The organism is Halomonas sp. McH1-25, from assembly GCF_022348165.1.
Taxonomy (GTDB): Bacteria; Pseudomonadota; Gammaproteobacteria; order Pseudomonadales; family Halomonadaceae; genus Modicisalibacter.
Genome location: NZ_JAKRFI010000001.1, coordinates 750,611 through 773,842, shown reverse-complemented (window position 1 = coordinate 773,842; position 23,232 = coordinate 750,611). Strand labels below are relative to the sequence as shown.

Below are 23,232 nucleotides of genomic sequence, written 5' to 3'. Positions count from 1 at the left end.
AATCGTCGTATGGAAGTCGCCCTGGAGCGCCAGGGCGAATGAATGCAGCATAGGTAAACGCGTGTGACCAGCCATATCAAGCTAGACGGTGCTCAGGCGACGGGCGGAGAGTTGCTCGAATGTCTGCGGGTAGTTGCGCGAGCGCATGATCACGACATTACCCGCGAGGCGGCTCTGGCCGGGTTGCCGCTGGAAGAGGGCGAGCTGACACCGGGCGTGTTCGCCCGCGCCGCATCGCGGGCCGGCCTGACCTCGCGTCAGACCCGCTGCGCCCTGGCGCGCCTGAATCCGCAGCTGTTCCCGGTCATCCTGCTGCTCGAGCCGGGGCGGGCGTGTGTCTTGCTGTGGCTGGACGTCAAGCAGCGCCTGGCGCGGGTGATTTACCCCGAGCTGGGCGAGGCGGCCGTCGACGTGCCTATCGACGAGTTGCATGCACGCTACAGCGGTCGGGCGATCTATGCCCGACCCAAGCACCGTTTCGATGCACGTACCGCGGAAGTCAGGCAGCAGAAGCAACGCCACTGGTTCTGGGGCGTCATACTGGAAAATCGCAGGCTCTATCGCGATGTGCTGATCGGTTCGGTGATGATAAACCTGTTCGCCATCGCCATGCCGATGTTCGTCATGAACGTCTACGATCGGGTGGTGCCCAACCAGGCCACCGAAACGCTATGGGCGTTGTCGGCGGGTATTTTCCTGGTGCTGTGTGCCGACCTGGCGCTGCGTCTGACCCGCAATGCCTTCGTCGATCTGGCGGCGAGCCGGTCGGACGTCAAGCTGTCGTCGGCACTGCTGCAACGCGTGCTCGGCATGCGCCTCGAGGCGCGACCCGCCTCGACCGGCTCGTTCGCCTCGACGTTGCAATCCTTCGAGTCGGTACGCGCCTTCATCGGCTCGGCCACGGTGGTGGGGCTGGTGGATCTGCCGTTCGTGATTCTCTTCGGGGCGATCATCGCCATCATTTCGCCGCCACTGGTGATTCCCATCGTGGTCGGCATCGTTTTCGTGCTGCTTTATGCCCTGGCGGCACAGAGCAAGATGCACGAGCTGTCCGAGACCACCTGGCGGGTCGGTGCGCAACGCAACGCCACGCTGATCGAGAGCCTTGCCAATCTGGAAACGGTCAAGACCCTACGCTCGGAAGGGCGCATTCAGGGCGTCTGGGAAAAGAGCACGGCCTTCCTGTCGCGTACGTCGGCGCAGATGCGTCTGCTCGGCTCGTCGGTGGGCAGCGTGGCGATGTGGGCCCAGCAGACCGTCGCGGTGGCTATCATCATCGTCGGCGTGTATCTGATCATCGAGGGCGAGCTGACCCAGGGCGGGCTGATCGCGGCTTACCTGCTGTCGTCGCGGGCCATGGCGCCGGTCAGCCAGGCGGCGGCATTGATGGGTCAGTATCACAATGCCTCGACGGCACTGGCATCGCTCAACGAAGTCATGCAGAAACCCGAGGAGCGTCCCGAGGGGCGGCACTTCGTCAGCCGCCCGCAGGTGCGCGGACAGCTTGAGTTGCGTGGGGTCACGCTGCGCTATCCCAACGAGGAGCGCGAGGCGCTGCGCGATGTCTCGGTCAAGATTCGTGCCGGGGAGAAGGTCGCAATCCTGGGACGGGTCGGCTCCGGCAAGTCGACGCTCAACAAGCTGCTGCAAGGGCTATACCAGCCTACGGCCGGTGCGGTGATGGTCGATGGCGTGGATATTCGCCAGTTCGACCCGGTCGATCTGCGCCGCCACATCGGCTATGTGCCGCAGGACATTGCGCTCTTCTACGGTTCACTGCGCGACAACATCGTCGCAGCCGGGGGCAGCGACGGTGTCGATGACGAGGCATTGCTGCGAGCCATTCAGCTCAGCGGCCTCGAAGAGATGGTCAACAGCCACCCGCAGGGCGTCGAGTTGCAGGTGGGCGAACGCGGCGAGCTGCTTTCCGGTGGTCAGCGTCAAGCGGTGGCGATCGCCCGGGCGCTGGTCAACGACCCGCAGATTCTGTTGCTCGACGAGCCGACCAGCGCCATGGACCACACCAGCGAAGAAGCCTTCAAGCGTGCCCTGAGCGAGTACGCTGTGCATCGCACGATGGTGATCGTGACCCACCGCACTTCGCTGCTGTCGCTGGTGGATCGCATCGTGGTCGTCGATGGTGGCAAGATCGTCGCCGACGGGCCCAAGGATCAAGTCGTCGAGGCCCTGCGCAAGGGCCAGGTGGGGAGGGCCGCCGGATGAGCGATTCCACGCCTGCCATGCACGACAACATGGGCGCTACTCGACGCAAGAGCGCCGAGCAAGTGGGCTTCGAGGCCATGGGGCGGGTTACCGAGAGTGGCGGCAAGCCGTTCCGACCGCTCATCGACCGGCTGTTTGCCCGCTGGGTCTCATCCGCTCACCTGAACCGCGACTGGGCCAGCGATGCCGACTGGGCGCGTATGCAGCAGGATCCGATGCGCGCCAGGGGGCTGCTGTATCTGGTCGTGGGGATACTCATTGCCTTGCTGGCCTGGGCCTACGTCGCCGAGATCGATCAGGTCACCAAGGGCATGGGCCGGGTCATACCGTCTTCACAGCTCAAGGTCGTCCAGTCCTTCGACGGCGGGGTGGTGCAGGAAGTACTGGTCGAGGAAGGCGATAGCGTCGAGGCGGGGCAGTTGCTGATGCGCATCGATCCGACACGCTTCGTCTCTTCCTTCCGCGAAGGCGTGGCCAAATCGCTGTCGTTGCAGGCCAAGGCCGAACGCCTCACGGCGCTGACGGCAGAGCGTCCCTTCGTGCCATCGCAGGCATTGATCGAGCAGGCGCCGGATCTGGTCGAGCACGAGCGCACGCTGTTCGAGAGCAGCCGACAGGCGCTGGAAGAGACGCGCAAGATAGCTCAGGAACAACTGAGCCAGCGCCGCGAAGAGCTCAAGGAGGCGCAGGCGCGCTTCGATCAGGCATCGCGGGCGCTGGATCTCGCCTCCCGGGAACTGTCGTTGACCCGCCCTTTGCTGAGTTCGGGCGCGGTATCCGAAGTCGAGGTGCTGCGCCTGGAACGTGATGTTTCCAATGCCCGCGGCGAACGTAGCCAGGCTTCCGCCCAGGTGGCGCGCCTGCAGGCAGCCATCGAGGAGGCCGACAGCAAGTTGCGGGAAGCGTCGCTGGAACTGAAAAATCGTTGGCGCAACGAGCTTTCCGAGACGTTGGGACAACTGGCTGCCTTGGAGCAGAGCAATCTCGGCCTGCAGGACAAGGTCTCCATGGCCGAGATCCACTCACCTGTCGATGGTACGGTGCAGCGACTGCATGTCACGACGCTGGGGGGCGTCGTGCAGCCCGGCCAGGACGTCATCGAGATCGTACCCAATGACGAACAATTGCTCGTCGAGGCGCGCATCGCGCCCCAGGACATCGCATTCCTGAGGCCCGGTCAGTCGGCCTTCGTCAAGTTTACGGCCTATGACTTCGCGACCTATGGCGGGATGGAAGCCACGCTCGAACATATCAGTGCGGACACCATCACCGACGACGATGACAATACTTTCTATCTGGTTAGGGTGCGTACCCAGGACAACGCACTGGGGCCGAACCTGACCATCATTCCCGGGATGACGGCACAGGTAGACATCCGCACCGGCAAGCGTACGGTGCTCGACTATCTGCTCAAGCCGCTCCTTCGAGCCAAGGGCAATGCGCTGAGCGAACGATGAACAGACATCTTTTCGTATGCCAGGGTGAGAATGTCGTCCCCCGTTGGACCGAGGCCTTCCCGAACGCGCGCTGCTGTACGCCGCAACAGGCACGCGCCCAGGCCAGCCAGGGGGATCATGTTTGGATCCTGGCCGATCTCCAGGACTGGATGGGGCTGGTGGCGACATTGGAACAGCGCGGTGCCCTGGTGGTGGTGCTTTCGTACCGGCCGGATGTCAATCAGGCCTTTCAGGCGCTGGATGCCGGGGCGCGTGGCTATGCCCATGCGCTCTCGGCGCCGGCGCTGCTGACGCAAGTCGCCTTGGTGACGGCCAATCAGGGGCTATGGGTCTGGCCGGAGCTGCTCCAGCAGGTGGTCGGTACGACCTTCCGTCTATTGGGTGGCGGCGCCAAGGCGAACGATAGCGTGCTGGCCGGCTTGACCGCCCGCGAACGTGATGTGGCCTTGGCCGTGGCGGAGGGCAAGAGCAACAAGGAGGTGGCTCGTCAGCTCGACATTACCGAGCGGACCGTCAAGGCCCACCTCGGCGCCATCTTTCGCAAGCTACATATCCGCGACCGTATGCAACTGGTGCTGACATTGTCGGGCCAAGGGCAGGAGGTCGGCATGCTCTGAGTTGCCGTCCAGGCAGCTCAGGGCGGGTTTATAAAACAGAAGTTACATGTTGTTACTGTCCTTCGGTCCAATATTTTTCCTGGCCGGCCTTGCCTAATCTCGATAGCACTGAACCTCCCTTCGTGACCGGCACATACGTCACGGTTTTACTCGCTCGTAGGGTGATATCGCATGAGTACTCCGATCGCTACCGTTCTTTCCGTTACCGGCCAGGCCTGGGCGCGTGACGCCGATGGCAACCTTCGCCCCCTTGAGCCCGGTGACGTTCTGCTGGAAGGCGAAGAACTCATCACTGGCGAGAACGGCCGTGTCCAGCTCGACTTTGCCGAGGCCGAACCGGTCACCATCGGGCCGGAACAGACCGTTGCCATGCTTGCCGATCTCGATGCGCAGGCGCCGGTACCCGAGGACGAAGCCGCCATACTCGATGAAGACCTCGAAGCGCTGCTAACGGCCATCGACGAAGGTGAAGGCGACCTGCTGGACGTCCTCGATGCGACCGCTGCTGGTCTGGGCGGCGGCGCCGGTGGTGAAAATGGCGGCCACAGCTTCGTGCAACTGGCGCGTATCTCGCTGAGTACCGACTCGCCAAGCTATACCTACGAGCCGGTCGCGCTGGACGAGACGGAAACGGCGCTGTTCGTTGGTGAGGAGAGTTTGGTGGCGGCTGAGGCTGCTGCTGAGACAGTGGATAACTTGCCACCCACTCTAACAATTACGCGTGAGAATAGCGGCACTGTAAATGGCCAAGATACAAGTGTAGTTGTCTTCCGTTTCAGCGAGCCGGTTTCAGGTTTCGACGAATCGGATGTGACCGTTACAGGGGGGAACCTTACAGGTTTTACGCAAGTCGACAGCCAGACATGGTCGGGGATATTCGTGCCTGAAACCGGGTTTACCGGCGATGCAACAATATCTATTGCAGATAACAGTTATACCGATTTGGCGGGTAACAGTGGGCTGGGCAGTTCTTTAATTGTTGATGTCGATACCGAAGCCAGTGCCACGATCAGCATCGACCCGGTCACGTCCGACAACACCCTCAACGCGACAGAAGCCGGGCAGACGATCACCGTCACCGGTAGCGTCACCGGCGACGCTGCGGCGGGCGACACCGTCACCCTGACCATCGGCGGTCAGACGTTCGAGGGAACGGTCAGCGATGACCTGACCTACGCCATCGACATCGATGGCGAGGTGCTGGCTGCCAACGACACCATCGACGCCAGCGTCACCGGTCGCGACGCGGCGGGCAACGCCGTCACCGCCGAGGCCAGCCGCAGCTATGCGGTGGACACCCAGGCCGAGGCCGGCATCAGCATCGACCCGGTCACGTCCGACAACACCCTCAACGCGACAGAAGCCGGGCAGACGATCACCGTCACCGGTAGCGTCACCGGCGACGCTGCGGCGGGCGACACCGTCACCCTGACCATCGGCGGTCAGACGTTCGAGGGAACGGTCAGCGATGACCTGACCTACGCCATCGACATCGATGGCGAGGTGCTGGCTGCCAACGACACCATCGACGCCAGCGTCACCGGTCGCGACGCGGCGGGCAACGCCGTCACCGCCGAGGCCAGCCGCAGCTATGCGGTGGATACCCAGGCCGAAGCCGGCATCAGCATCGACCCGGTCACCTCCGACAATACCCTCAACGCGACAGAAGCCAAGCAGACGATCACCGTCACTGGCCGTGTCACCGGCGATGCCGCGGCGGGTGACACCGTCACCCTGACCATTGGCGGTCAAACGTTCGAGGGAACGGTCAGCGATGACCTGACCTACGCCATCGACATCGATGGCGAGGTGCTGGCTGCCAACGAGACCATCGACGCCAGCGTCACCGGCCGCGACGCGGCGGGCAACGCCGTCACCGCCGAGGCCAGCCGCAGCTATGCGGTGGATACCCAGGCCGAAGCCGGCATCAGCATCGACCCGGTCACCTCCGACAACACCCTCAACGCGACAGAAGCCGGGCAGACGATCACCGTCACTGGCCGCGTCACCGGCGATGCCGCGGCGGGTGACACCGTCACCCTGACCATTGGCGGTCAAACGTTCGAGGGAACGGTCAGCGATGACCTGACCTACGCCATCGACATCGATGGCGAGGTGCTGGCTGCCAACGAGACCATCGACGCCAGCGTCACCGGCCGCGACGCGGCGGGCAATGCCGTCACCGCCGAGGCCAGCCGCAGCTATGCGGTGGACATGGAGGGCCCGGTTTCGGGAACCACCACGCTGGTGATCGACGACGTCACTGCCGATAACACCGTCAATGTGACCGAGGCCAACGGCCAGATCACCCTGACGGGCAGCGTGACCGGCGAATACGCCGTGAACGACATGGTTACCCTGACCATCAACGGTGAAACGTACGAGACCGCCGTCAACGCCGAAGGCGACTGGAGCGTCGACGTGGCGGGCAGCGACCTGGCCGCCGACGGCGACCAGAACATTGCCGGGGCGATTGCCGCCACCGACGCGGCGGGCAACGTGGGCACGGTGACCGCCACGAAAGGCTATGCCGTGGACATGGAAGCCCCGACAGCGGGCACCACCACACTGGTGATCGACGACGTCACCGCCGACAACACCGTCAACGCGACCGAGGCCAACGGCCAGATCACCCTGACGGGCAGCGTGACCGGCGAATACGCCGTGAACGACATGGTCACCCTGACCATCAACGGTGAAACGTACGAGACCGCCGTCAACGCCGAAGGCGACTGGAGCGTCGACGTGGCGGGCAGCGACCTGGCCGCCGACGGCGACCAGAACATTGCCGGGGCGATTGCCGCCACCGACGCGGCGGGCAACGTGGGCACTGTGACCGCCACGAAAGGCTATGCCGTGGACATGGAAGCCCCGACAGCGGGCACCACCACACTGGTGATCGACGACGTCACCGCCGACAACACCGTCAGCGCGACCGAGGCCAACGGCCAGATCACCCTGACGGGCAGCGTGACCGGCGAATACGCCGTGAACGACATGGTCACCCTGACCATCAACGGTGAAACGTACGAAACCGCCGTCAACGCCGAAGGCGACTGGAGCGTCGACGTGGCGGGCAGCGACCTGGCCGCCGACGGCGACCAGAACATTGCCGGGGCGATTGCCGCCACCGACGCGGCGGGCAACGTGGGCACGGTGACCGCCACGAAAGGCTATGCCGTGGACATGGAAGCCCCGACAGCGGGCACCACCACACTGGTGATCGACGACGTCACCGCCGACAACACCGTCAACGCGACCGAGGCCAACGGCCAGATCACCCTGACGGGCAGCGTGACCGGCGAATACGCCGTAAACGACGTGGTCACCCTGACCATCAACGGTGAAACGTACGAGACCGCCGTCAACGCCGAAGGCGACTGGAGCGTCGACGTGGCGGGCAGCGACCTGGCCGCCGACGGCGACCAGAACATTGCCGGGGCGATTGCCGCCACCGACGCGGCGGGCAACGTGGGCACGGTGACCGCCACGAAAGGCTATAGCGTCGAGCTTGACTCTACACCAACTATTACCGTTGACGAGTCCAAGCTGAAAGTTCTGAATGTACTGACGGATGAAACCGAATTGCGCTCAGAGCCTTTCGTCTCTACCACAACCGATTTCTCTCAGGCCCTATCATTCGACTATGGTAGCGACGGTAGCGGCACCGTTAGCTACCAGCTCAGATTAGAAGGGAGGATTACAACAAATTTAACCGCGACTGAGACAGGCGAACCGATAAGTTTAGTGCTGATGGCAGATGGTAAGCTCGTAGGGCAAACCTCCAACGGTAGCACAGCGTTCGAGCTTTCTGTTGATCAAGCCGGTAAGGTCACGCTCATCCACCATATGGCGGTCGCACATCCGGATGCTACCCGAGTTGATGAATTAATCTCATTGGATGGGCTTGGAATCAAGCTGGTAGTTACAGCTACCGATGCAGATAACAATATGTCTGCAGCAGATACAGGCCGGGCCGAGATTGATTTAGGCGCGCATTTAATATTTGAAGACGATGGCGTTATCTTGCATCAAGGTGCTGCTGAATACCAAGTAACTGTTCAGAGTATACCTGACGTGTTGAATGGTAAATTTATTCTTTCCTCTAATACGGCACGTGATGATCGTAGCTTGAAATATGAGGGCTTTACGGTAACGGCTCAGGGGTTTACCTCTAAGTACAACTCAGCCCTAACCGATGCAGATGTTTACCGTAACAGCAGCGGTATGGGGGTCATGAGCGATGAGAGCCCGTATCATAATTTGGCAGGAGAAGTTGATTACCGTGTGTTTGCTGATAGTACTTCAGCGTCGGAAGAATTAATCTTCAAGCTCGACCCGGGGAGCTTGGCATTCGGACTAACTGCAGAGTTCAACCTGATGTTCGGGGGTGAGCTTGAGCAAGGAATGGCTGTGTTCTTCAGGAATGATAAAGAAGTCGGACGCCAAGAGTTTTCTTCAGATAGAGCCAGTGGCAATTATGCTGAGGATTTTGAAGCAATCCCCGGTGGCTTCGATGAAGTCCGCTTTATGGCGACGAGCAACGGCGGTGCGAATCCCAATGATAATAGCGACTTTGCCATCAAGAGCATTACTTTCACTGGTGGCGTGACGGATTATCTCATTGCGGCCGCTGAAGGTCAGGTGTCGGCACAGGCTGCAGATGGTGCCCGCTTTGAGCTGACTGGGCTGGTGAATAACTTCGGCTATGCTATCGCCCTTTCCGATGGCAATCATACATTGATCGCGCGTGACACAAATGGTGCGAAAGTCTTCGAAATCCGGTTGAGCGAAAGTGCCGGCACCTGGGACTTCCTGCAGTATCAGGTTGTTCCAGAAGATATCCAGTTTATGGTCCAGGCGACAGATGGCGATGGTGATAGCTCTAGCACTACCGTATCCCTTGATGTCTACAGTGGCGTGGAGCCTACAGTAACGGTCGATATCGAAGCGACTCCTGTCCATGACACGCTGATCGTCGATGATATAGCCGACCTAGGTGTTGGGCGCTCTGGTAGTGGAAATGTTAACGATCCCCGGCCGCCTGCAGATGCCCGAGTGGTGAATTTTGGGTACGGTTCCGAGCACGCTGGCCAAGTCGTTACGGTGAGCTGGAATCAGCAAGCTTTCGGCGGATGGGAGGATGGTTCGTCTGGTGCGACGCGTGACCTTTTCACGGTATTCGCGAATGACCAACAGATTTACCAGACGTCATATAGCATGGGAACTCCCGGAGGAAGAAATAACGATTATAGGTCTGAGGTATCTGACCACTCATTCCAGATCATGCTGGACCAGTACGGCAATGCTTCGGTCGTGTTCGAGGTACGTTCCACTCACAAAGAGGAGACAGTCTCGATCACCAACATCAAGGCCGAATTACCTACCTCCGAGATGGAATACCCTTTGACCCTCGCTGGGGCAATTGAAAGCGGAGAAATTACCAGCTATTTGGTTGCGGTCGAGGGCGGCAAACTATTGCATAATGGCAATGTCTTGACAGCGAATGCACAAGATCAGTATGAGCTGACGCCCGGTCAGCTGTCAGGATTGACTGTCGCTCCGTCAGGTGATGCCAGTGAGATCAAAGTCTCTGCCGTTGCTGTGAGCAATCTGGGCGTAGAAAGCCCTGTCGCTTTTGATGATGTGGACGTAGTTCTGGTCGAGCCTGAGCCTGTCAATCCTGTGCCGATGGTGTCTTTGGATATTTATGAGGTGCCTGCTGTTACCCAACAGGCCGGTAACATTAATGACCTTGGGCGAGGGCATAGGTTTTCACTTTTCGGCAACAATCCCCAAGACCGCAGTGATACGTTGACCTTTGATTTTGATGCAGAGAATGCTGGTAAATCGGTAACGCTGAGCTGGGAACAGTCTGCTAAGGGCGGATGGGGGCCGGGAGGCTGGCTTACTCCTGGCGATAGTTTGATGTTAATAGTTAATGGCATAGTCTATTCACTAGATTACAGTTATTCAGATTATAGTGTTGGTGTGATCCTTGATGGGCAAGGCAGAGCCAACATTCAGTTTGCGTCCTACACCACTGAGAAAAATGAAAGTATTGATATCACCGATATAAAGGCAGTGCTGCCACCTGCCTACTCTGTTGAGTTGAGCGGAAGTATTGAAGAGGAAGGAGAAATTGCCAGTTATGTAGTGAGTGTCACTGATGGAACCTTGTTGCTGAATGGCCAAGCCGTAGAAGCGAACGAGCGAGGGCAGTCGGTACTAAAACCGGACCAGCTGCATGGCCTGACGGTCGTGCCTAATGACGATCTCAGTAAGATGCAGGTGACGGCCGTGGCGATAAGTACTGCCGGTGAGCGAAGTGCGCCTGTAACTGCGAGCCTCGATATAGAAAGCGATGAAGTCACTAGCCAAACGTTATCGATATCTGCACTGACCCTTGATGAAGGCCAGGAGAGCCAAGTCTCTTCTGAGCAGTCAACCGAAATTGATGTACAAGAGAACGATGGTCGGGTGGTTGCGCCAGATGAAAGCTACGCCCAAGAGAGCGAGACAGACGTCAGTTCTACCCAGGCGAAGGACCAATCTCAGCTTGCATTAGGAATCGATACTGACCATGGTGATTCGACCAATATTGAGCCAGAGCAGACCGTGGAGGCCGAGGAGGACACAACCGGAAAGGTCGAAGATGGAGCAACAGCTGTTGCACTAAAAGACTTGGATGGCAACAACCCCCTAATTGGCGAACTAGGCACCGATACTATTGCCTTGGAATTAGCAGATCAAGGCACTGCTGGGTCACCAGAGGCCGATAGCGTTGCCGACTTCAACGCGACCGAGGGCGATACGATCGATCTTTCCGATCTATTGCAGGAATATGATAGCGGTAAAGAGGACCTGTCGAGCTTCATTCAGGCAACCGAAGACAATGGCTCTACCACTTTGCATGTCAGTACGGATGGAAAGATGTCTGATAATAGCCATGCCAACGCCGACCAGACCATTATTCTGGATGGAGTGACCATGGGTGGGCAGAGTTCGGAAGCTTTCATTCAGTCCATGATCAGCAGCAGCCAACTCGACATCGATAAGTAAGGCGTTACGTGACATCGCTCCGGCATAGCCGGGGCGATGTCGTTGATTATGCCCCTATACCAACGGCACTGGCCGTATCGGAGAGCCGAACATGTACGTAAGTCGCAATGCCAGCGGCGAGATCAGCATGATCAGTCGTGAGTGTACGCCGGAATGTACGGAGTCCATTACACCGGACGACCCGGAAGTGTTGGCTTTTCTCGATCAGGAGGGCGACGAGCAGCGCCGCTTGTTGCGGGATTCGGATTTGGCCTTCGTGCGCGTGCTCGAGGACGTGATCGAACTGATGATCGCCAAGGGCGTGATCAGTTTTACCGAGCTGCCGGAAGTGGCTCGCGAGAAGCTTTTGAGGCGTCAGACGCTGCGCCGCCAGGTCAATAGCGTCGAGCTGCTGGGTGACGATGAGGACGAGTGGCTGATCTAGTCGATGAGATCAGTTGCAATTAAGACAAATGTAAAGGGAAGCGAATGATCGCTTCCCTTTGTTTTTTCATTGTGCCTGCGGGTCATCGATTGTCGGTCAGACGTACGCCAGGTCCGGTGACGCCGTCGAAGCCCAGATCGAAGAGCGTTTCTCTCTCTTCCTGGTTGGCGACGCCTTCGCCAATCACCAGCACGCCAATGGAGTGGCTCAACGTGGCGATGCCGCGCAGGAAGGGATGTGTCTGGTCTTCCCGATTGATGTCCTGAATCAACGAGGCGTCGATCTTGAGATAGGTCAGGCCCAGGTCGTGCAGGGAGTTGAGCTTGGCAAATTCCGGACCGACATGTTCGATCCCCATCTTGCAGCCGAACTGACGTAGCTCCTGAGATAGCGTTCGGAACGCAGCCATGTGCCTGACGGCTGCCGATTCCGGGACTTCGATCCAGAGCTGGCGGGCTTCCTGTGGCTTGTCCTGAAGGCGCTGACGCAGCGCTGCCACGAAACCGGTGTCACGAATGGACTCGCTGGACAGGTTGATCCCCAATGGCTTGTCGTCTTGGGCAATGGTCCGCAGGGCGGTGTCGACGACAGCCAGATCGATGTCCCGACTCATGCCGATGCGTGATGCCCAGGGCAGAAAGACGCCAGCCGACTGCCAAGCGTCCTTGAGCTTGAGGCGTGCCGGACACTCGTGATGAAGCAGCTGCCCGTCGCTGTCCAATACAGGGTAGTGGGCCAGATATACGCCGTCAGTCGACAAGGCTTGGGTGAGTGCCTGGCGCCACTCGTCGTGCGTTCGATAGGGTTGACGTTTGGCATCGGTGGTTGCCACTTCGATGGCCTTGCCGCCGCGAGTTTCCGCCTTGGACAGGGCGCCATCCAACACGCTAAGCAACTCGCCACGTTTGTCGCCTTGGGCGTAGGCCACCAGGGACACGGGCAGTTCGATACCGCTGCGTTCGACGTCCGGTTGGGTATAGAGTTGCGATTTAATCGCCTCGATCAAGGCGTCGGGGTCGCTGCAGCCTGGCAGAATGAGACCGAAATCGGTGCCGTTTAGGCGGCCGACAAAGCCCTCATCGTAGTTTTCGGCAAGTTCCCGTAGAAAGCCGGCCAGGTCATTCAGAAACTGGTTGGTAGCGGCGTATCCCAGGCGTTCGTTAAGCACAGTCAGGTTGGCGACGCGGACCATGGCCAGGTGCCCAGCGGAGCGTTGGCCGTCACTGGTCAGCATGGCGTCGAGTCGATGCATCAGGGCGTCGCGCTTGGCCACGCCGGTCACTTCATCCTGTTGCAGGCGCCGGCGCAGCTTATCCAGCTTGCGGGTTTCTTCGGCAAGCATCAGTCGGACGACGTTGGATAGCTGGTTCATGGCCAGTACCACTTCGCGCAACTCACGAGTGCGAGGAACCTCGGTCGTGGTGAAGCGACGCTGCCCGATGTCGCGGGCTTGCGCCACGACGGTCTGAAGGGGGCGTTGGATGGCACGGACGATCCACCAGGCAAGCGCCGCACTGACCAGGGCGGCGACGGCGAACCAGATCAACAGGTCTACCACGCTCCGCCACAACGCACGATAGGCATAGCCGTGATGGGTTTCGAGTGTGACGGTGGCGAACTGCTTCCAACCATCCTGAACGACGGCGGTGCCTGCCGGAATATCGAAATCGATCAGTTCGACAAACCAACCGGGTGCATCGCTGGCGGGTGCATCACTTACCCGGCGCTCGAGAACTTCGCCTTCGGGAGACACCAGCTCGATACGCCGATAATGACCGGTATCGAACTGAGCGGCGACCAGCAGTTCAACCGTGACGGGATCCTTGTCGAGCTGACTGAGCGACAGGGCCAGGGCATTGGCATTGTCGGCATTCTTGATGCGTAATTCCTGCTCGATGTACTGCTTGCTGTTCATGGTGCCAATGAACAGGCTGCCACCGAGGGCAAGCAATAGCAGGACCAAGATGGTCAGCCATATCTGCTTGATCAAGGACATGAAGGGATGCTCCTGTCGATCCAGGGGAAGAGAGCCGGTTGCTGCGTTGCGTTCATAGAAAGCCCTGCGCTGCCATGCGCTGTAGCACGCTGCGCCACCGCGACAGACGCTGGGTAGGATCGGCCAGTGAACGCGTGGCGCCACCGGCCCAGAGCCCGTCGCTGTTGAAACTGAACACCGGGCTCAAATCGTCGCGCTGACTCGCGGGCAGGATAGTGGGCAGAAGATTGTCCAGTACCAGAGGTTCGCTGTCGGGCGTCTCGTAATAACCCAGCACCATGTGGGCCTGGGTTTGGCTGCCGCGACCCAGGCGTGCACGGACGTAGATCATGCGCAGCCTGTCTCCCGGTATGCCGAGCTTCTTGAGCGTCTCGTACTTGGCTATCGAATAGTCCTCGCAATCGCCTGCACCGCGCCCTAACGCCTCCAGGGGCGTGGCCCAGTAATCTTTTTCCTGCCACACCTCGACGTCTTCGAGCCAACGCACGTGGCGATTGAAGAAATCGTTGACGCCGCGGAGTTGCTGGGAGGTGTCTTGCTCCTCAAGGTCATCGACCAGGTGCAGCCAGGCGTCCAGCGCTTCCGTACCGGTCCGTCCGTAGCGCTCGGCCATGAAGTCGCGCATGCGCGAGGCTTCCATGGCGTCGCTGTCCAGGGCCAGGAAGCCGCTTGCCAGAACCAGCGCTACCGAGTAGGCCAATAGCGAACGCCACCGGAACAAAGTGGATAAGCAATTTTTCAAAGCACGGAGCCTGGAATAGAGCAGTGTGTCGCGAGATCCAGAGCATACGGGATAGTGGCTTGTGACGAAGTCGCCATATGCGCCTGTAACTCTCGCCAATTCCCAGCCATGCCGGACAACCCTTCACGGAAGCCATGATCAAGGATTCTAACTTGGCGAGTGTCAGTTGCGTAGCGAAATGTAATTACACGGTGTCATGCTTTGCCTGGTCCATGCCAGACACGCAGGCGACCAAGCCAGGGCAGGGATGTTCCGGCTTCGCGTAGCTGACGGGCTTGTTCATCGAGATCGGGATCGCTATCGGGAGCGGAGGTATATAAGGAGACGTCGATCCGGTTGTCCAGATAATGCAGGTCGAGCGCGACACGGCGTTGCCATGCCTCGATGCCGTGCCAGGCTTCGTTCAGCGCTGATTCCACATCGGAACGCAGTGGCTGTTCGGGGAGTTGGGTAGGGTCGTCGAGATCCGAATCGTCCTGGGGATCGATATGGAAGGTGACGTCGGACAGGCTGGGAAATGCCTGGTTCAATTCACGGCACACCTGATTGCCGATCTCATGAGCCTCCGAGACGGTAACGCGCGGTGCCACCACGATATGCAGATCCAGCAGTACCTGCCCGCCGATGGTCCTTGTACGCAACTGATGCACATCGCGAACGCCATGGACCTGCTTTGCCAGGGCACGCATCTGAACCTGCTCGTCTTCGGGTAGCGCCGTGTCGACCAGCTCGCGAATTGCCTCCCAAATCAACGTTCCACCGATCTTGCCGATCAGCAGGCCCACTGCGACAGCAGCCAGGGCATCCAGCCAGCCGGCGCCGAACTGGGCGCCGACCAGGCCTATTAGCACCACGACTGTCGACAGGGCGTCGCTGCGGGAATGCCAGGCATTGGCGGCAAGCAGGCGGGAGTCGAGGCGTTTCGCGACTCGCAGGGTATAACGGAAAATCCACTCCTTGCCGATAATACCGATACCGGCAAGGGCAATTGCCCAAACACCCGGCGGCATGGTGATGGCTCCTGCCACCAGGCGCATCAGGCTGGCCCAGGCAATGCCGCCGGCCACGAAGATCATCACGCTGCCCAGGAGTAGCGTGGCGAGGGTTTCGATGCGCCCATGCCCATAAGGGTGGTTGCGGTCCGGCGCCTGACGGCCATAATGCGTGGCCATCAGTACCAACGCATCGGTGGCCAGATCGGAGAAGGAGTGAACGCCGTCAGCGATCAATGCGGCCGAGCCGACGAGGTAGCCGACAATGACCTTGGCGACGCCCAGGAGCGTATCGATGGCGGCACCGATCAGGGTGACCTTGTGCGCTTCGCGGGTCTCGGCTTGATGTCGGCAGGGTTCGTCCATCGGCGAAAACTCCAGGAATATAAGAAAACGCTACGCTATAGTTGCCGCCGGCCATTACATACGCAAGGGAAGAAAAACGCATGGCCTCGTTTCGTTTTCCGCCGCTCCGGCATGCCATGGTGGGCTGGGCGCCGGTACTCAAGGTGCTGGCCGTACTCTGGCTGGTGTTGGCGTCGTTCATGGTATTGCCGTGGTTGGTACTGTTGCTCGAGCGGGACCCCGATGCCTGGGCCTTCGGCTGGTCGATATCGATCGTGATGGCGTCCGTTTTTCTTGGATGGTCCCTGACGCACCGAGTCTCGATCGAGCTCAAGCCGCGACACATGTTCGTCTTGACCACCCTGAGTTGGGTAACCATTTGCGGATTCGCCAGCCTGCCGCTCATTCTGGGGGCGCCGCAATTATCATTCACCGATGCCGTATTCGAGTCAGTGTCGGCCATTACCACCACCGGCTCGACGATCCTGGTGGGCATCGAGCGCCTGTCGGATGGCCTGAAACTGTGGCGTGGCATGATGCAATGGCTGGGGGGGATCGGCATCATCGTCATGGCGATTGCCATCCTGCCGTTTCTCAAGGTCGGTGGCATGCGCCTGTTTCAGACCGAATCCTCCGACTGGTCCGATAAAGTCATGCCGCGCACCGGCGGCATCGCCAAGGCGACCATGACGGTTTATGGCGGCCTCACGCTGGCCGCCGTCGTCAGTTACTGGCTGGGCGGGATGCTGCCGTTGGATGCCGTGGTGCATGGCATGACTTCGCTGGCTACGGGCGGCTTCGCCAATTCGGATGCCTCGTTCGACGCTTATGCGGACAAGCCGCTGCTGCTGTGGCTGGGGTCGTTTTTCATGCTCTGCGGTGCACTGCCGTTCGTGCTGTACATTCGCAGTGTGCGTGGCTCGCCGACGGCGCTATGGTGCGACCAGCAGGTACGCGGGCTGTTGTGGCTGCTGTTGCTGGTCATCCTATTGTTGACGGGGTATCTGATCGCCAAGGGGACGCCGGCGTTCGATGCGCTGACTCAGGTCACGTTCAACGTCGTATCGGTGGTCACCACGACAGGCTACGCTTCCGACGATTACACCTTGTGGGGGCCCTTGGCCGTAGCGGCTTTTTTCTATCTGACCTTCGTCGGGGGGTGTAGCGGCTCGACCAGTGGCGGCATGAAGATTTTTCGTTTCCAGATTGCCATGGTGATGCTGTTCAACCAGTTGCGGTTTTTGGTGCATACCAACGGTGTCTTTGCCCAGCGCTACAACGGCAGCGTTCTGACTGACGAAGTCGTGCGTGGCGTCGTCGCTTTCTCGTTCTTCTTCTTTCTGACCGTCGCCGGCTTGGCGCTAGGCTTGGCGATGCTTGGACTGGATTTCGTGACGGCGCTGTCCGGGGCGGCCACGGCCGTGTCCAACGTCGGCCCGGGATTAGGGGATATCATCGGGCCGGCAGGCAATTTCGCGACCCTGCCCGATGCGGCCAAGTGGCTGCTGTGTGTCGGGATGCTGATGGGGCGTCTGGAGATTCTGACCGTGTTGGTGCTATTGACACCGATGTTCTGGCGGAAGTGAGCCGGCGCTGGCTGTCGCCCAGCGCCGATTAGTCTCGAAACAACGGTTGCAGTTAGTCTGCCTTGATCCGTCCCGCGCGGTTGAGGATCGGGTTGGCGTACTGTGCCAGCCACCACTCGCGCAACTCGCTGGGAACCTCGTTGAGTCGGGCGGCGAAGCGCTCACGATCGGCACCGTTTACCTCGCTCAGATCGAGCAGGTCAGGGGCCTTGCCACTGGTTTCGAGCGCCAGTTCGTGGCTGGGAAAGGTGTGATAGCCACCCAGTACCTGGCGATTGATCTCTTCGGCGACCTGGTCCGGCGTGTCGAAATCGGCAGTCAGCGGGGTGCCGAAGGTCAGCTTGATGCGCCCCTTGCTGCCGGTGATGCCGGCGACGATCGAGCGAATATCCTCGAAATCGGCCTTTTCGTAACGGCCTGCGGTGTGCACGGCATACAGCTCGCGTGCCTTCTGCACGTCACAGGGGTCGTATTCGTAGCTGATCGATACCGGCACCATATGCAGTTCACGAATCGCATCGCCCAGGCTGGCTTCCTTGTCCTGCTGCCGGCGTGCCATGGTCAGCATCTTGATGATGGCCGGGTCGGCCCGGTCGATCCCGTCCTTGGCGCGACCTTCGCGTTGGGCCAGCCACACCGAATGATTGTCGACGGTGATCGAGTGGCGAATGTAACGGGAAAGTGCCTGGTAGGCGGCGAGCATGGCCCGCTTGCCCTTGGCGCTGCGCGGCACGATGAAGCTCTTGTTGAGACGCATCAGATCGGTGACGTAGGGTTTTTGCAGCAAGTTGTCGCCGATGGCGATGCGTACCGTGTTGCGCCCGGCCTGGTAGAGCGCGAAATTGACGAACGCCGGATCGAGCGCGATATCGCGGTGGTTGCCGATGAACAGGTAGGCTTGGGCGGGGTCCAGCTTGTCGAGACCCTCGACCTCGAAGGCATCGGTGGTCTTGGCGATCATGTGTCGCATATAGACGGCAATGCGATCCTGGAACTCGGCCACGCTATCCACGCCGCGCATCTGCCGTGATAGGGCGCGGCCCGCGAGGAAGCGAGCCAGCCACGGCGCGTGGCGGGCCAAGCGGGGGAGCCGGTAGCGCGTGATGGCATCGAGAAATTCGTTGTTGTGTGCGAGCCGCGCAAGTACCTCGGCGACTTCGTCGTCGTGATAGGGGCGGATGTTCTCGAAGGTTTCTTGAGAAAGCTGATCTGTCATGGCGTCGGTGTGGCGGGTGTGGCTTCGCCACCCAGCCATTCGATGAGTTGTTCGATAGTGTTGGAAAGCGCCCGGGTCATCAGCGCGAAATCGGTTTCTAGGCGCAGGACGGGGTCGTCGCCATCGTCGGTCTGGCTGGCCTCGTCGATCAGGGCGTCGGCAAAGCGCAGGGTCTTCAAGGCAAAATCATCGGTCAGCACCAGGGACAGCGACTCGTCGATGGTAAAGGCCAGCCGGGTTGCCTGTCGGCCGGCCTCGAGCGCCGTCTGTATTTCATCGCCATCGAGATCGATCTGGCGTCCGCGTAGCACGCTTTCGTCGCCGCTGATGGCCTTGAGTTCGACCTGATCGCCCAGCACCAATGCCGCGGGGCGCTTTTCAGGGTCGTTGAGCCATTCCGTCATGGCGCGCATGGGCGTGGCCTTGGTAGCCAGGGGGGTCACCTTGAGGCTACCCAAAGTCTGGCGCAACAGGTCGAGTACATCCTCGGCGCGCTTGCGGCTCGAGGCGTTGACGCCGATCAGCTGTCGCTGTGTGTCCCACCACAGATCGATACGCTGCGTGCGTACGAAGGCGCGCGGCAGAAATTCTTCGTAGATCTGTTCTTTCAGTGCCTGCTTTTCCTGGCGGCGCAACGGACGCCCCTCGGCTTCTTCACGTTCGGCTGCCCGGCTTTCCATCTCCTCCTTGACTACCGAGGTAGGCAAGAGCCGCTCCTGACGCAGGGCGGACACCAGGCGGTGGCCTTGAATCTCATGCAGACGCTGCTGGCTGCCGCGGCCGGCAGGTGCACTCCAGCCCATGCGCTTGGCTTCAACGCTACCTAGGGGGCGAAAGGCCTGCTCATCAAGAGCCTCAATCAGCTCCTCGTCGCTCAGTGTCGGGGCGTCATGCACGCGGTAGAGATGCAAGTGCTTGAACCACATGGTGTCGTTCCGTTTAAAAGGAGGCACATTATGTCGAATAGCGTCAGAGGGTGCCAGTGGCATTCCGGGGATGGCAAGCGAGACTGTCGTCGTCAGGGGGCGTTGAAGGGATGTCGCATCGCGATCCAGCGCTAGGACATTTAGTTTAAAACAGTTGTTTGTTACTCGATGGTAATCTGACTAGACTCCAGGGGCTGCTCTGACTTTCCATAACAGGACGCTTCAAGGCCATGGATCAACGTATCGCCCGTTCGACCGTGCGAGTGCGCGGCTTTCATCTCGACGGCTATGCCCACGTCAACAATGCCCGCTACCTGGAGTTTCTCGAAGAGGGACGCTGGGCCTATTTCGAACAACAATTCGATCTGTTGGCACTGTTCAATCAGGGGTTGGCGGTCGTGGCGGTCAATCTCAACATCAACTATCGGCGTGCTGCAGTCATGAACGATGAGTTGGAGATACTCACCTCTCTTTCGGGGCTGAATCATCGCAGTGCCGTCATGCATCAGGAAATCAAGCGTATCGGCGATGGCAAGCCCATCGCGGATGCCGATTTCACCTTCGTGCTGCTCGACAGTCGGTCTGGTCGGGCCATGAGTATCGAGGACGATCTGCGCGAGACGCTCAAGCCGTTGGTTCTCGAGCCCGAAAACCAGGCAGGATGATCGCTTCGCGCGCTGCCTTAATCCTTCGCACAATGGTATAATCCGCCGATTACGATCTCTCCGATTCGGAGGATCGACCATCCTGTCTGCGTGCCGTCAGGCAACGCATGGGATGATGCTTGCATGCCATATGCCAGCCGCTTACCAGTCGCAGTGCCAAAGGATTCGACGACCCATGGGTGATATCGCCAGAGAGATTCTTCCAGTCAATATCGAGGACGAGCTGAAACAGTCGTACCTCGATTACGCGATGAGCGTGATCATCGGCCGCGCGCTGCCCGATGTGCGCGATGGCCTCAAGCCGGTACATCGCCGCGTACTGTTCGCCATGCATGAGCTTGGCAACGACTGGAACAAACCCTACAAGAAGTCCGCACGTGTGGTTGGTGACGTCATCGGTAAATATCACCCGCACGGCGATAGCGCGGTGTACGACACCATCGTGCGTATGGCGCAGAACTTTTCGATGCGCTATGTGCTGGTAGACGGCCAGGGCAACTTCGGTTCCATCGACGGCGACAGCGCCGCGGCAATGCGTTACACCGAGGTGCGCATGGCCAAGTTGTCGCATGAGCTGTTGGCCGATCTCGAGAAGGAAACCGTCGACTGGGTCGACAACTACGACGGCACCGAGCGTATCCCCGACGTGCTGCCTACCAAGGTGCCCAACCTGCTGGTCAACGGGGCCTCGGGTATCGCCGTCGGCATGGCGACCAACATCCCGCCGCATAACATGGTCGAGGTCATCAACGGCTGTCTGGCGCTGATCGATGACTACACGCTGACCATCGACGATTTGATGGAGTACATCCCGGGCCCTGATTTCCCCACCTCTGGGATCATCAACGGCAAGGCGGGCATTCTCGATGCCTACCGTACGGGCCGGGGCCGCATCTATGTGCGTGCGCGTCACTCCATCGAATACAACGAGAAGACCGGACGCGACCATATCGTCATCACCGAGCTGCCCTATCAGGTCAACAAGGCGCGTCTGATCGAGAAGATTGCCGAGCTGGTCAAGGACAAGCGCATCGAGGGGATTGCCGAACTGCGCGACGAGTCCGACAAGGATGGGCTGCGCGTGGTGATCGAAACCAAGCGCGGCGAATCCGGTGAAGTGGTCGTCAATAATCTGTTCGCCCAGACCCAACTGCAGACCGTGTTCGGTATCAACATGGTGGCGCTCGACAACGGCCAGCCGAAGACGCTCAACCTCAAGGAAATCCTCGAGGCCTTCGTCCGGCATCGTCGTGAGGTGGTGACACGGCGTACGCTTTACGAGCTCAAGAAGGCGCGTGAACGTGGCCATATCCTCGAAGGGTTGGCGGTTGCCATCTCCAACATCGATGAGGTGATCGAGCTGATCAAGGCCTCGCCGAGCGCCGCCGAAGCCAAGGAGAAGTTGCTCGAACGTGCCTGGCAGCCCGGGCAGGTCACCGGCATGCTGGATCGCGCCGGCGCCACATCCTGCCGGCCCGAGGGGTTGGAGGAGGGCTATGGGCTTGCCGAGGACCGCAGCGAGTACCGGCTGTCACCGGCCCAGGCCCAGGCCATCCTCGAGCTGCGCCTGCATCGCCTGACGGGCCTGGAAACCGAGAAGCTGCTCAACGAGTATCTGGGCATTCTCGAACGGATCGCCGAGCTGACCGAAATACTGGCCTCCGCGGATCGACTGCTGGAGGTCATCCGCGAGGAGCTGATCGCGATTCGCGACCAGTACGGCGATCAGCGCAAGACAGAGATTCAGATCAGCCGTCTCGACCTGACCATCGAGGACCTGATCAATGAAGAGGACATGGTCGTCACCATTTCGCGCAGCGGCTATGCCAAGACGCAGCCGATCAGCGATTACCAGGCCCAGCGTCGGGGCGGTCGCGGCAAGTCGGCGACCAGCATGAAGGACGAAGACGTTATCGAACACCTGCTGGTGGCCTCGACCCACGATACGGTGCTGTTGTTCTCCAACAAGGGCAAGGTCTACTGGCTGAAGGTCTACGAGATACCAGCAGCCAGCCGGGGGTCGCGTGGCAAGCCGCTGGTCAACCTGCTGCCGCTGGATGGCGACGAGTCGATCAACGCCATGATGCCGGTCCGCGAATATAGCGAGGACTGCTACATCTTCTTCGCCACCGCTAGCGGCACGGTCAAGCGCACCTCGCTGGACCAATTCTCGCGTCCGCGCAGTGTCGGCCTGATCGCTATCGATCTCGAAGAGGGCGACCGGCTGGTCGGCGCGGCGATCACCTCGGGCAACGATCATGTCATGCTGCTGTCCTCCAACGGCAAGGCGATTCGTTTCGAGGAGACCAACGTGCGCGCCATGGGACGCACCGCCCGCGGCGTGCGTGGCATGCGGCTGCAGGAAGGCGCCGAGGTCATTAGCCTGATCATTCCGCAATCGACGCTGATCGACAGCGAGGCGGATGACGACCAGTTGGACGCCGAAGGCAACGTCAGTAACGTGGGCAGCGGTAACGACGACCAGATCTACATCCTGACGGCATCCCAGAACGGTTACGGCAAGCGGACCCGGCTCGAGGAGTTCCCGCTGCGCGGTCGTGGCGGGCAGGGGGTCATCGCCATGCAGACCAGCGAGCGTAACGGGGCATTGGTGGCCGCCATGCAGGTGGCCAGCAAGGACGAGATGATGCTGATCACCGACCGCGGCACCCTGGTGCGCACCCGGGTCGAGGAGGTGTCGGTGACGTCGCGCAACACGCAAGGCGTCATGCTGATTCGCCTCGGCGAAAGCGAGTCGCTGGTCAAGACGGTGCGTATCGACGAGCCGGCCGAAGACGTGGCGGAGGGCGCTTCCCTGGAAGAGGATGCGGTACCGGCCGAAGCCAAGGACGTCACCAATCACGGCGTGGAAACGCCAATCGACGATGCGTCGGCTGAGGCATCGTCAGGCGAGCCGGATTCCGAGTAATAACGATGCACAGCGACCGCCGCTTACCGGCGGTCGTTTTCGTAGGGCTTTG

General features: G+C 60.1%; 13 protein-coding genes. 8 read left to right on the top strand and 5 right to left on the bottom strand.

Features of this window, described 5'->3' with window-relative positions; translation table 11 throughout:
- The first annotated feature begins 63 nt into the window (after positions 1–63).
- The 5 genes from MHM84_RS04005 (at position 64) to MHM84_RS03985 (ending at position 11,783) form a co-directional block, all read left to right on the top strand.
- Complete coding sequence (locus MHM84_RS04005; RefSeq protein WP_239262702.1) at positions 64–2,223, top strand: type I secretion system permease/ATPase; 2,160 nt, start codon at positions 64–66, stop codon at positions 2,221–2,223.
- A complete protein-coding gene (locus MHM84_RS04000; RefSeq protein ID WP_239262700.1) occupies positions 2,220–3,680 on the top strand; it encodes an HlyD family type I secretion periplasmic adaptor subunit in 1,461 nt (486 codons plus the stop codon). The genes MHM84_RS04005 and MHM84_RS04000 overlap by 4 nt, the downstream gene beginning before the upstream one ends.
- The gene (locus MHM84_RS03995) at positions 3,677–4,297 is read left to right on the top strand and encodes a response regulator transcription factor (RefSeq protein ID WP_239262698.1); all 621 of its coding nucleotides are present in this window, start codon (positions 3,677–3,679) and stop codon (positions 4,295–4,297) included. Before MHM84_RS04000 ends, MHM84_RS03995 begins: the two co-directional genes overlap by 4 nt.
- A gap of 171 nt (positions 4,298–4,468) precedes the next feature.
- Positions 4,469–11,359 (top strand): retention module-containing protein, encoded by a 6,891-nt coding sequence (locus MHM84_RS03990; RefSeq protein ID WP_239262695.1) that lies wholly within the window; start codon positions 4,469–4,471, stop codon positions 11,357–11,359.
- 91 nt (positions 11,360–11,450) lie between these two features.
- Positions 11,451–11,783: a tryptophan synthase subunit beta like protein gene (locus tag MHM84_RS03985; RefSeq protein ID WP_239262692.1), complete on the top strand. Its 333-nt coding sequence runs from the start codon at positions 11,451–11,453 to the stop codon at positions 11,781–11,783.
- An 82-nt stretch (positions 11,784–11,865) separates the two neighbouring features.
- On the opposite strand, the gene MHM84_RS03980 is transcribed toward MHM84_RS03985, so the two are convergent.
- From MHM84_RS03980 to MHM84_RS03970, 3 genes are all read right to left on the bottom strand, one after another.
- A complete protein-coding gene (locus MHM84_RS03980) occupies positions 11,866–13,779 on the bottom strand; it encodes an EAL domain-containing protein (RefSeq protein WP_239262690.1) in 1,914 nt (637 codons plus the stop codon).
- Between the two features lie 52 nt (positions 13,780–13,831).
- Positions 13,832–14,419, bottom strand: a complete 588-nt coding sequence (locus MHM84_RS03975) for a transglutaminase-like cysteine peptidase (protein ID WP_239263817.1) — start codon at positions 14,417–14,419, stop codon at positions 13,832–13,834.
- Positions 14,420–14,715: 296 nt separating this feature from the next.
- On the bottom strand, positions 14,716–15,879 hold the full coding sequence (locus MHM84_RS03970) for a cation diffusion facilitator family transporter (protein ID WP_239262688.1): 1,164 nt from the start codon (positions 15,877–15,879) through the stop codon (positions 14,716–14,718).
- A gap of 80 nt (positions 15,880–15,959) precedes the next feature.
- On the opposite strand from MHM84_RS03970, the gene MHM84_RS03965 reads away from it, so the two are divergent.
- Positions 15,960–17,444 (top strand): TrkH family potassium uptake protein, encoded by a 1,485-nt coding sequence (locus MHM84_RS03965; protein WP_239262686.1) that lies wholly within the window; start codon positions 15,960–15,962, stop codon positions 17,442–17,444.
- A gap of 52 nt (positions 17,445–17,496) precedes the next feature.
- On the opposite strand, the gene MHM84_RS03960 is transcribed toward MHM84_RS03965, so the two are convergent.
- Together MHM84_RS03960 and MHM84_RS03955 are read right to left on the bottom strand one after the other, a co-directional pair.
- On the bottom strand, positions 17,497–18,660 hold the full coding sequence (locus MHM84_RS03960) for a 1-acyl-sn-glycerol-3-phosphate acyltransferase (protein WP_239262684.1): 1,164 nt from the start codon (positions 18,658–18,660) through the stop codon (positions 17,497–17,499).
- The gene (locus MHM84_RS03955) at positions 18,657–19,586 is read right to left on the bottom strand and encodes a recombination-associated protein RdgC (RefSeq protein WP_239262682.1); all 930 of its coding nucleotides are present in this window, start codon (positions 19,584–19,586) and stop codon (positions 18,657–18,659) included. Before MHM84_RS03955 ends, MHM84_RS03960 begins: the two co-directional genes overlap by 4 nt.
- 230 nt (positions 19,587–19,816) lie before the next feature.
- Here MHM84_RS03955 and MHM84_RS03950 point away from each other — a divergent pair, with 230 nt between their 5' ends.
- Positions 19,817–20,251, top strand: coding sequence for a thioesterase family protein (locus MHM84_RS03950; protein WP_239262680.1), 435 nt, complete (start codon positions 19,817–19,819; stop codon positions 20,249–20,251).
- Between the two features lie 175 nt (positions 20,252–20,426).
- Entirely contained in the window at positions 20,427–23,180 is a 2,754-nt protein-coding gene (gene gyrA, locus MHM84_RS03945; RefSeq protein WP_239262678.1) for a DNA gyrase subunit A, read from the top strand.
- Positions 23,181–23,232 lie beyond the last annotated feature (52 nt).

Coding starts and splice junctions, on each gene's coding strand:
- MHM84_RS03960 (WP_239262684.1), bottom strand. CDS start 18,660: ATGACAGATCAGCTTTCTCAAGAAACCTTCGAGAACATCCGCCCCTAT.
- MHM84_RS04000 (WP_239262700.1), top strand. CDS start 2,220: ATGAGCGATTCCACGCCTGCCATGCACGACAACATGGGCGCTACTCGA.
- MHM84_RS03995 (WP_239262698.1), top strand. CDS start 3,677: ATGAACAGACATCTTTTCGTATGCCAGGGTGAGAATGTCGTCCCCCGT.
- MHM84_RS03950 (WP_239262680.1), top strand. CDS start 19,817: ATGGATCAACGTATCGCCCGTTCGACCGTGCGAGTGCGCGGCTTTCAT.
- MHM84_RS03990 (WP_239262695.1), top strand. CDS start 4,469: ATGAGTACTCCGATCGCTACCGTTCTTTCCGTTACCGGCCAGGCCTGG.
- MHM84_RS03970 (WP_239262688.1), bottom strand. CDS start 15,879: ATGGACGAACCCTGCCGACATCAAGCCGAGACCCGCGAAGCGCACAAG.
- gyrA (WP_239262678.1), top strand. CDS start 20,427: ATGGGTGATATCGCCAGAGAGATTCTTCCAGTCAATATCGAGGACGAG.
- MHM84_RS03955 (WP_239262682.1), bottom strand. CDS start 19,586: ATGTGGTTCAAGCACTTGCATCTCTACCGCGTGCATGACGCCCCGACA.
- MHM84_RS03985 (WP_239262692.1), top strand. CDS start 11,451: ATGTACGTAAGTCGCAATGCCAGCGGCGAGATCAGCATGATCAGTCGT.
- MHM84_RS03975 (WP_239263817.1), bottom strand. CDS start 14,419: ATGGAAGCCTCGCGCATGCGCGACTTCATGGCCGAGCGCTACGGACGG.
- MHM84_RS03980 (WP_239262690.1), bottom strand. CDS start 13,779: ATGTCCTTGATCAAGCAGATATGGCTGACCATCTTGGTCCTGCTATTG.
- MHM84_RS03965 (WP_239262686.1), top strand. CDS start 15,960: ATGGCCTCGTTTCGTTTTCCGCCGCTCCGGCATGCCATGGTGGGCTGG.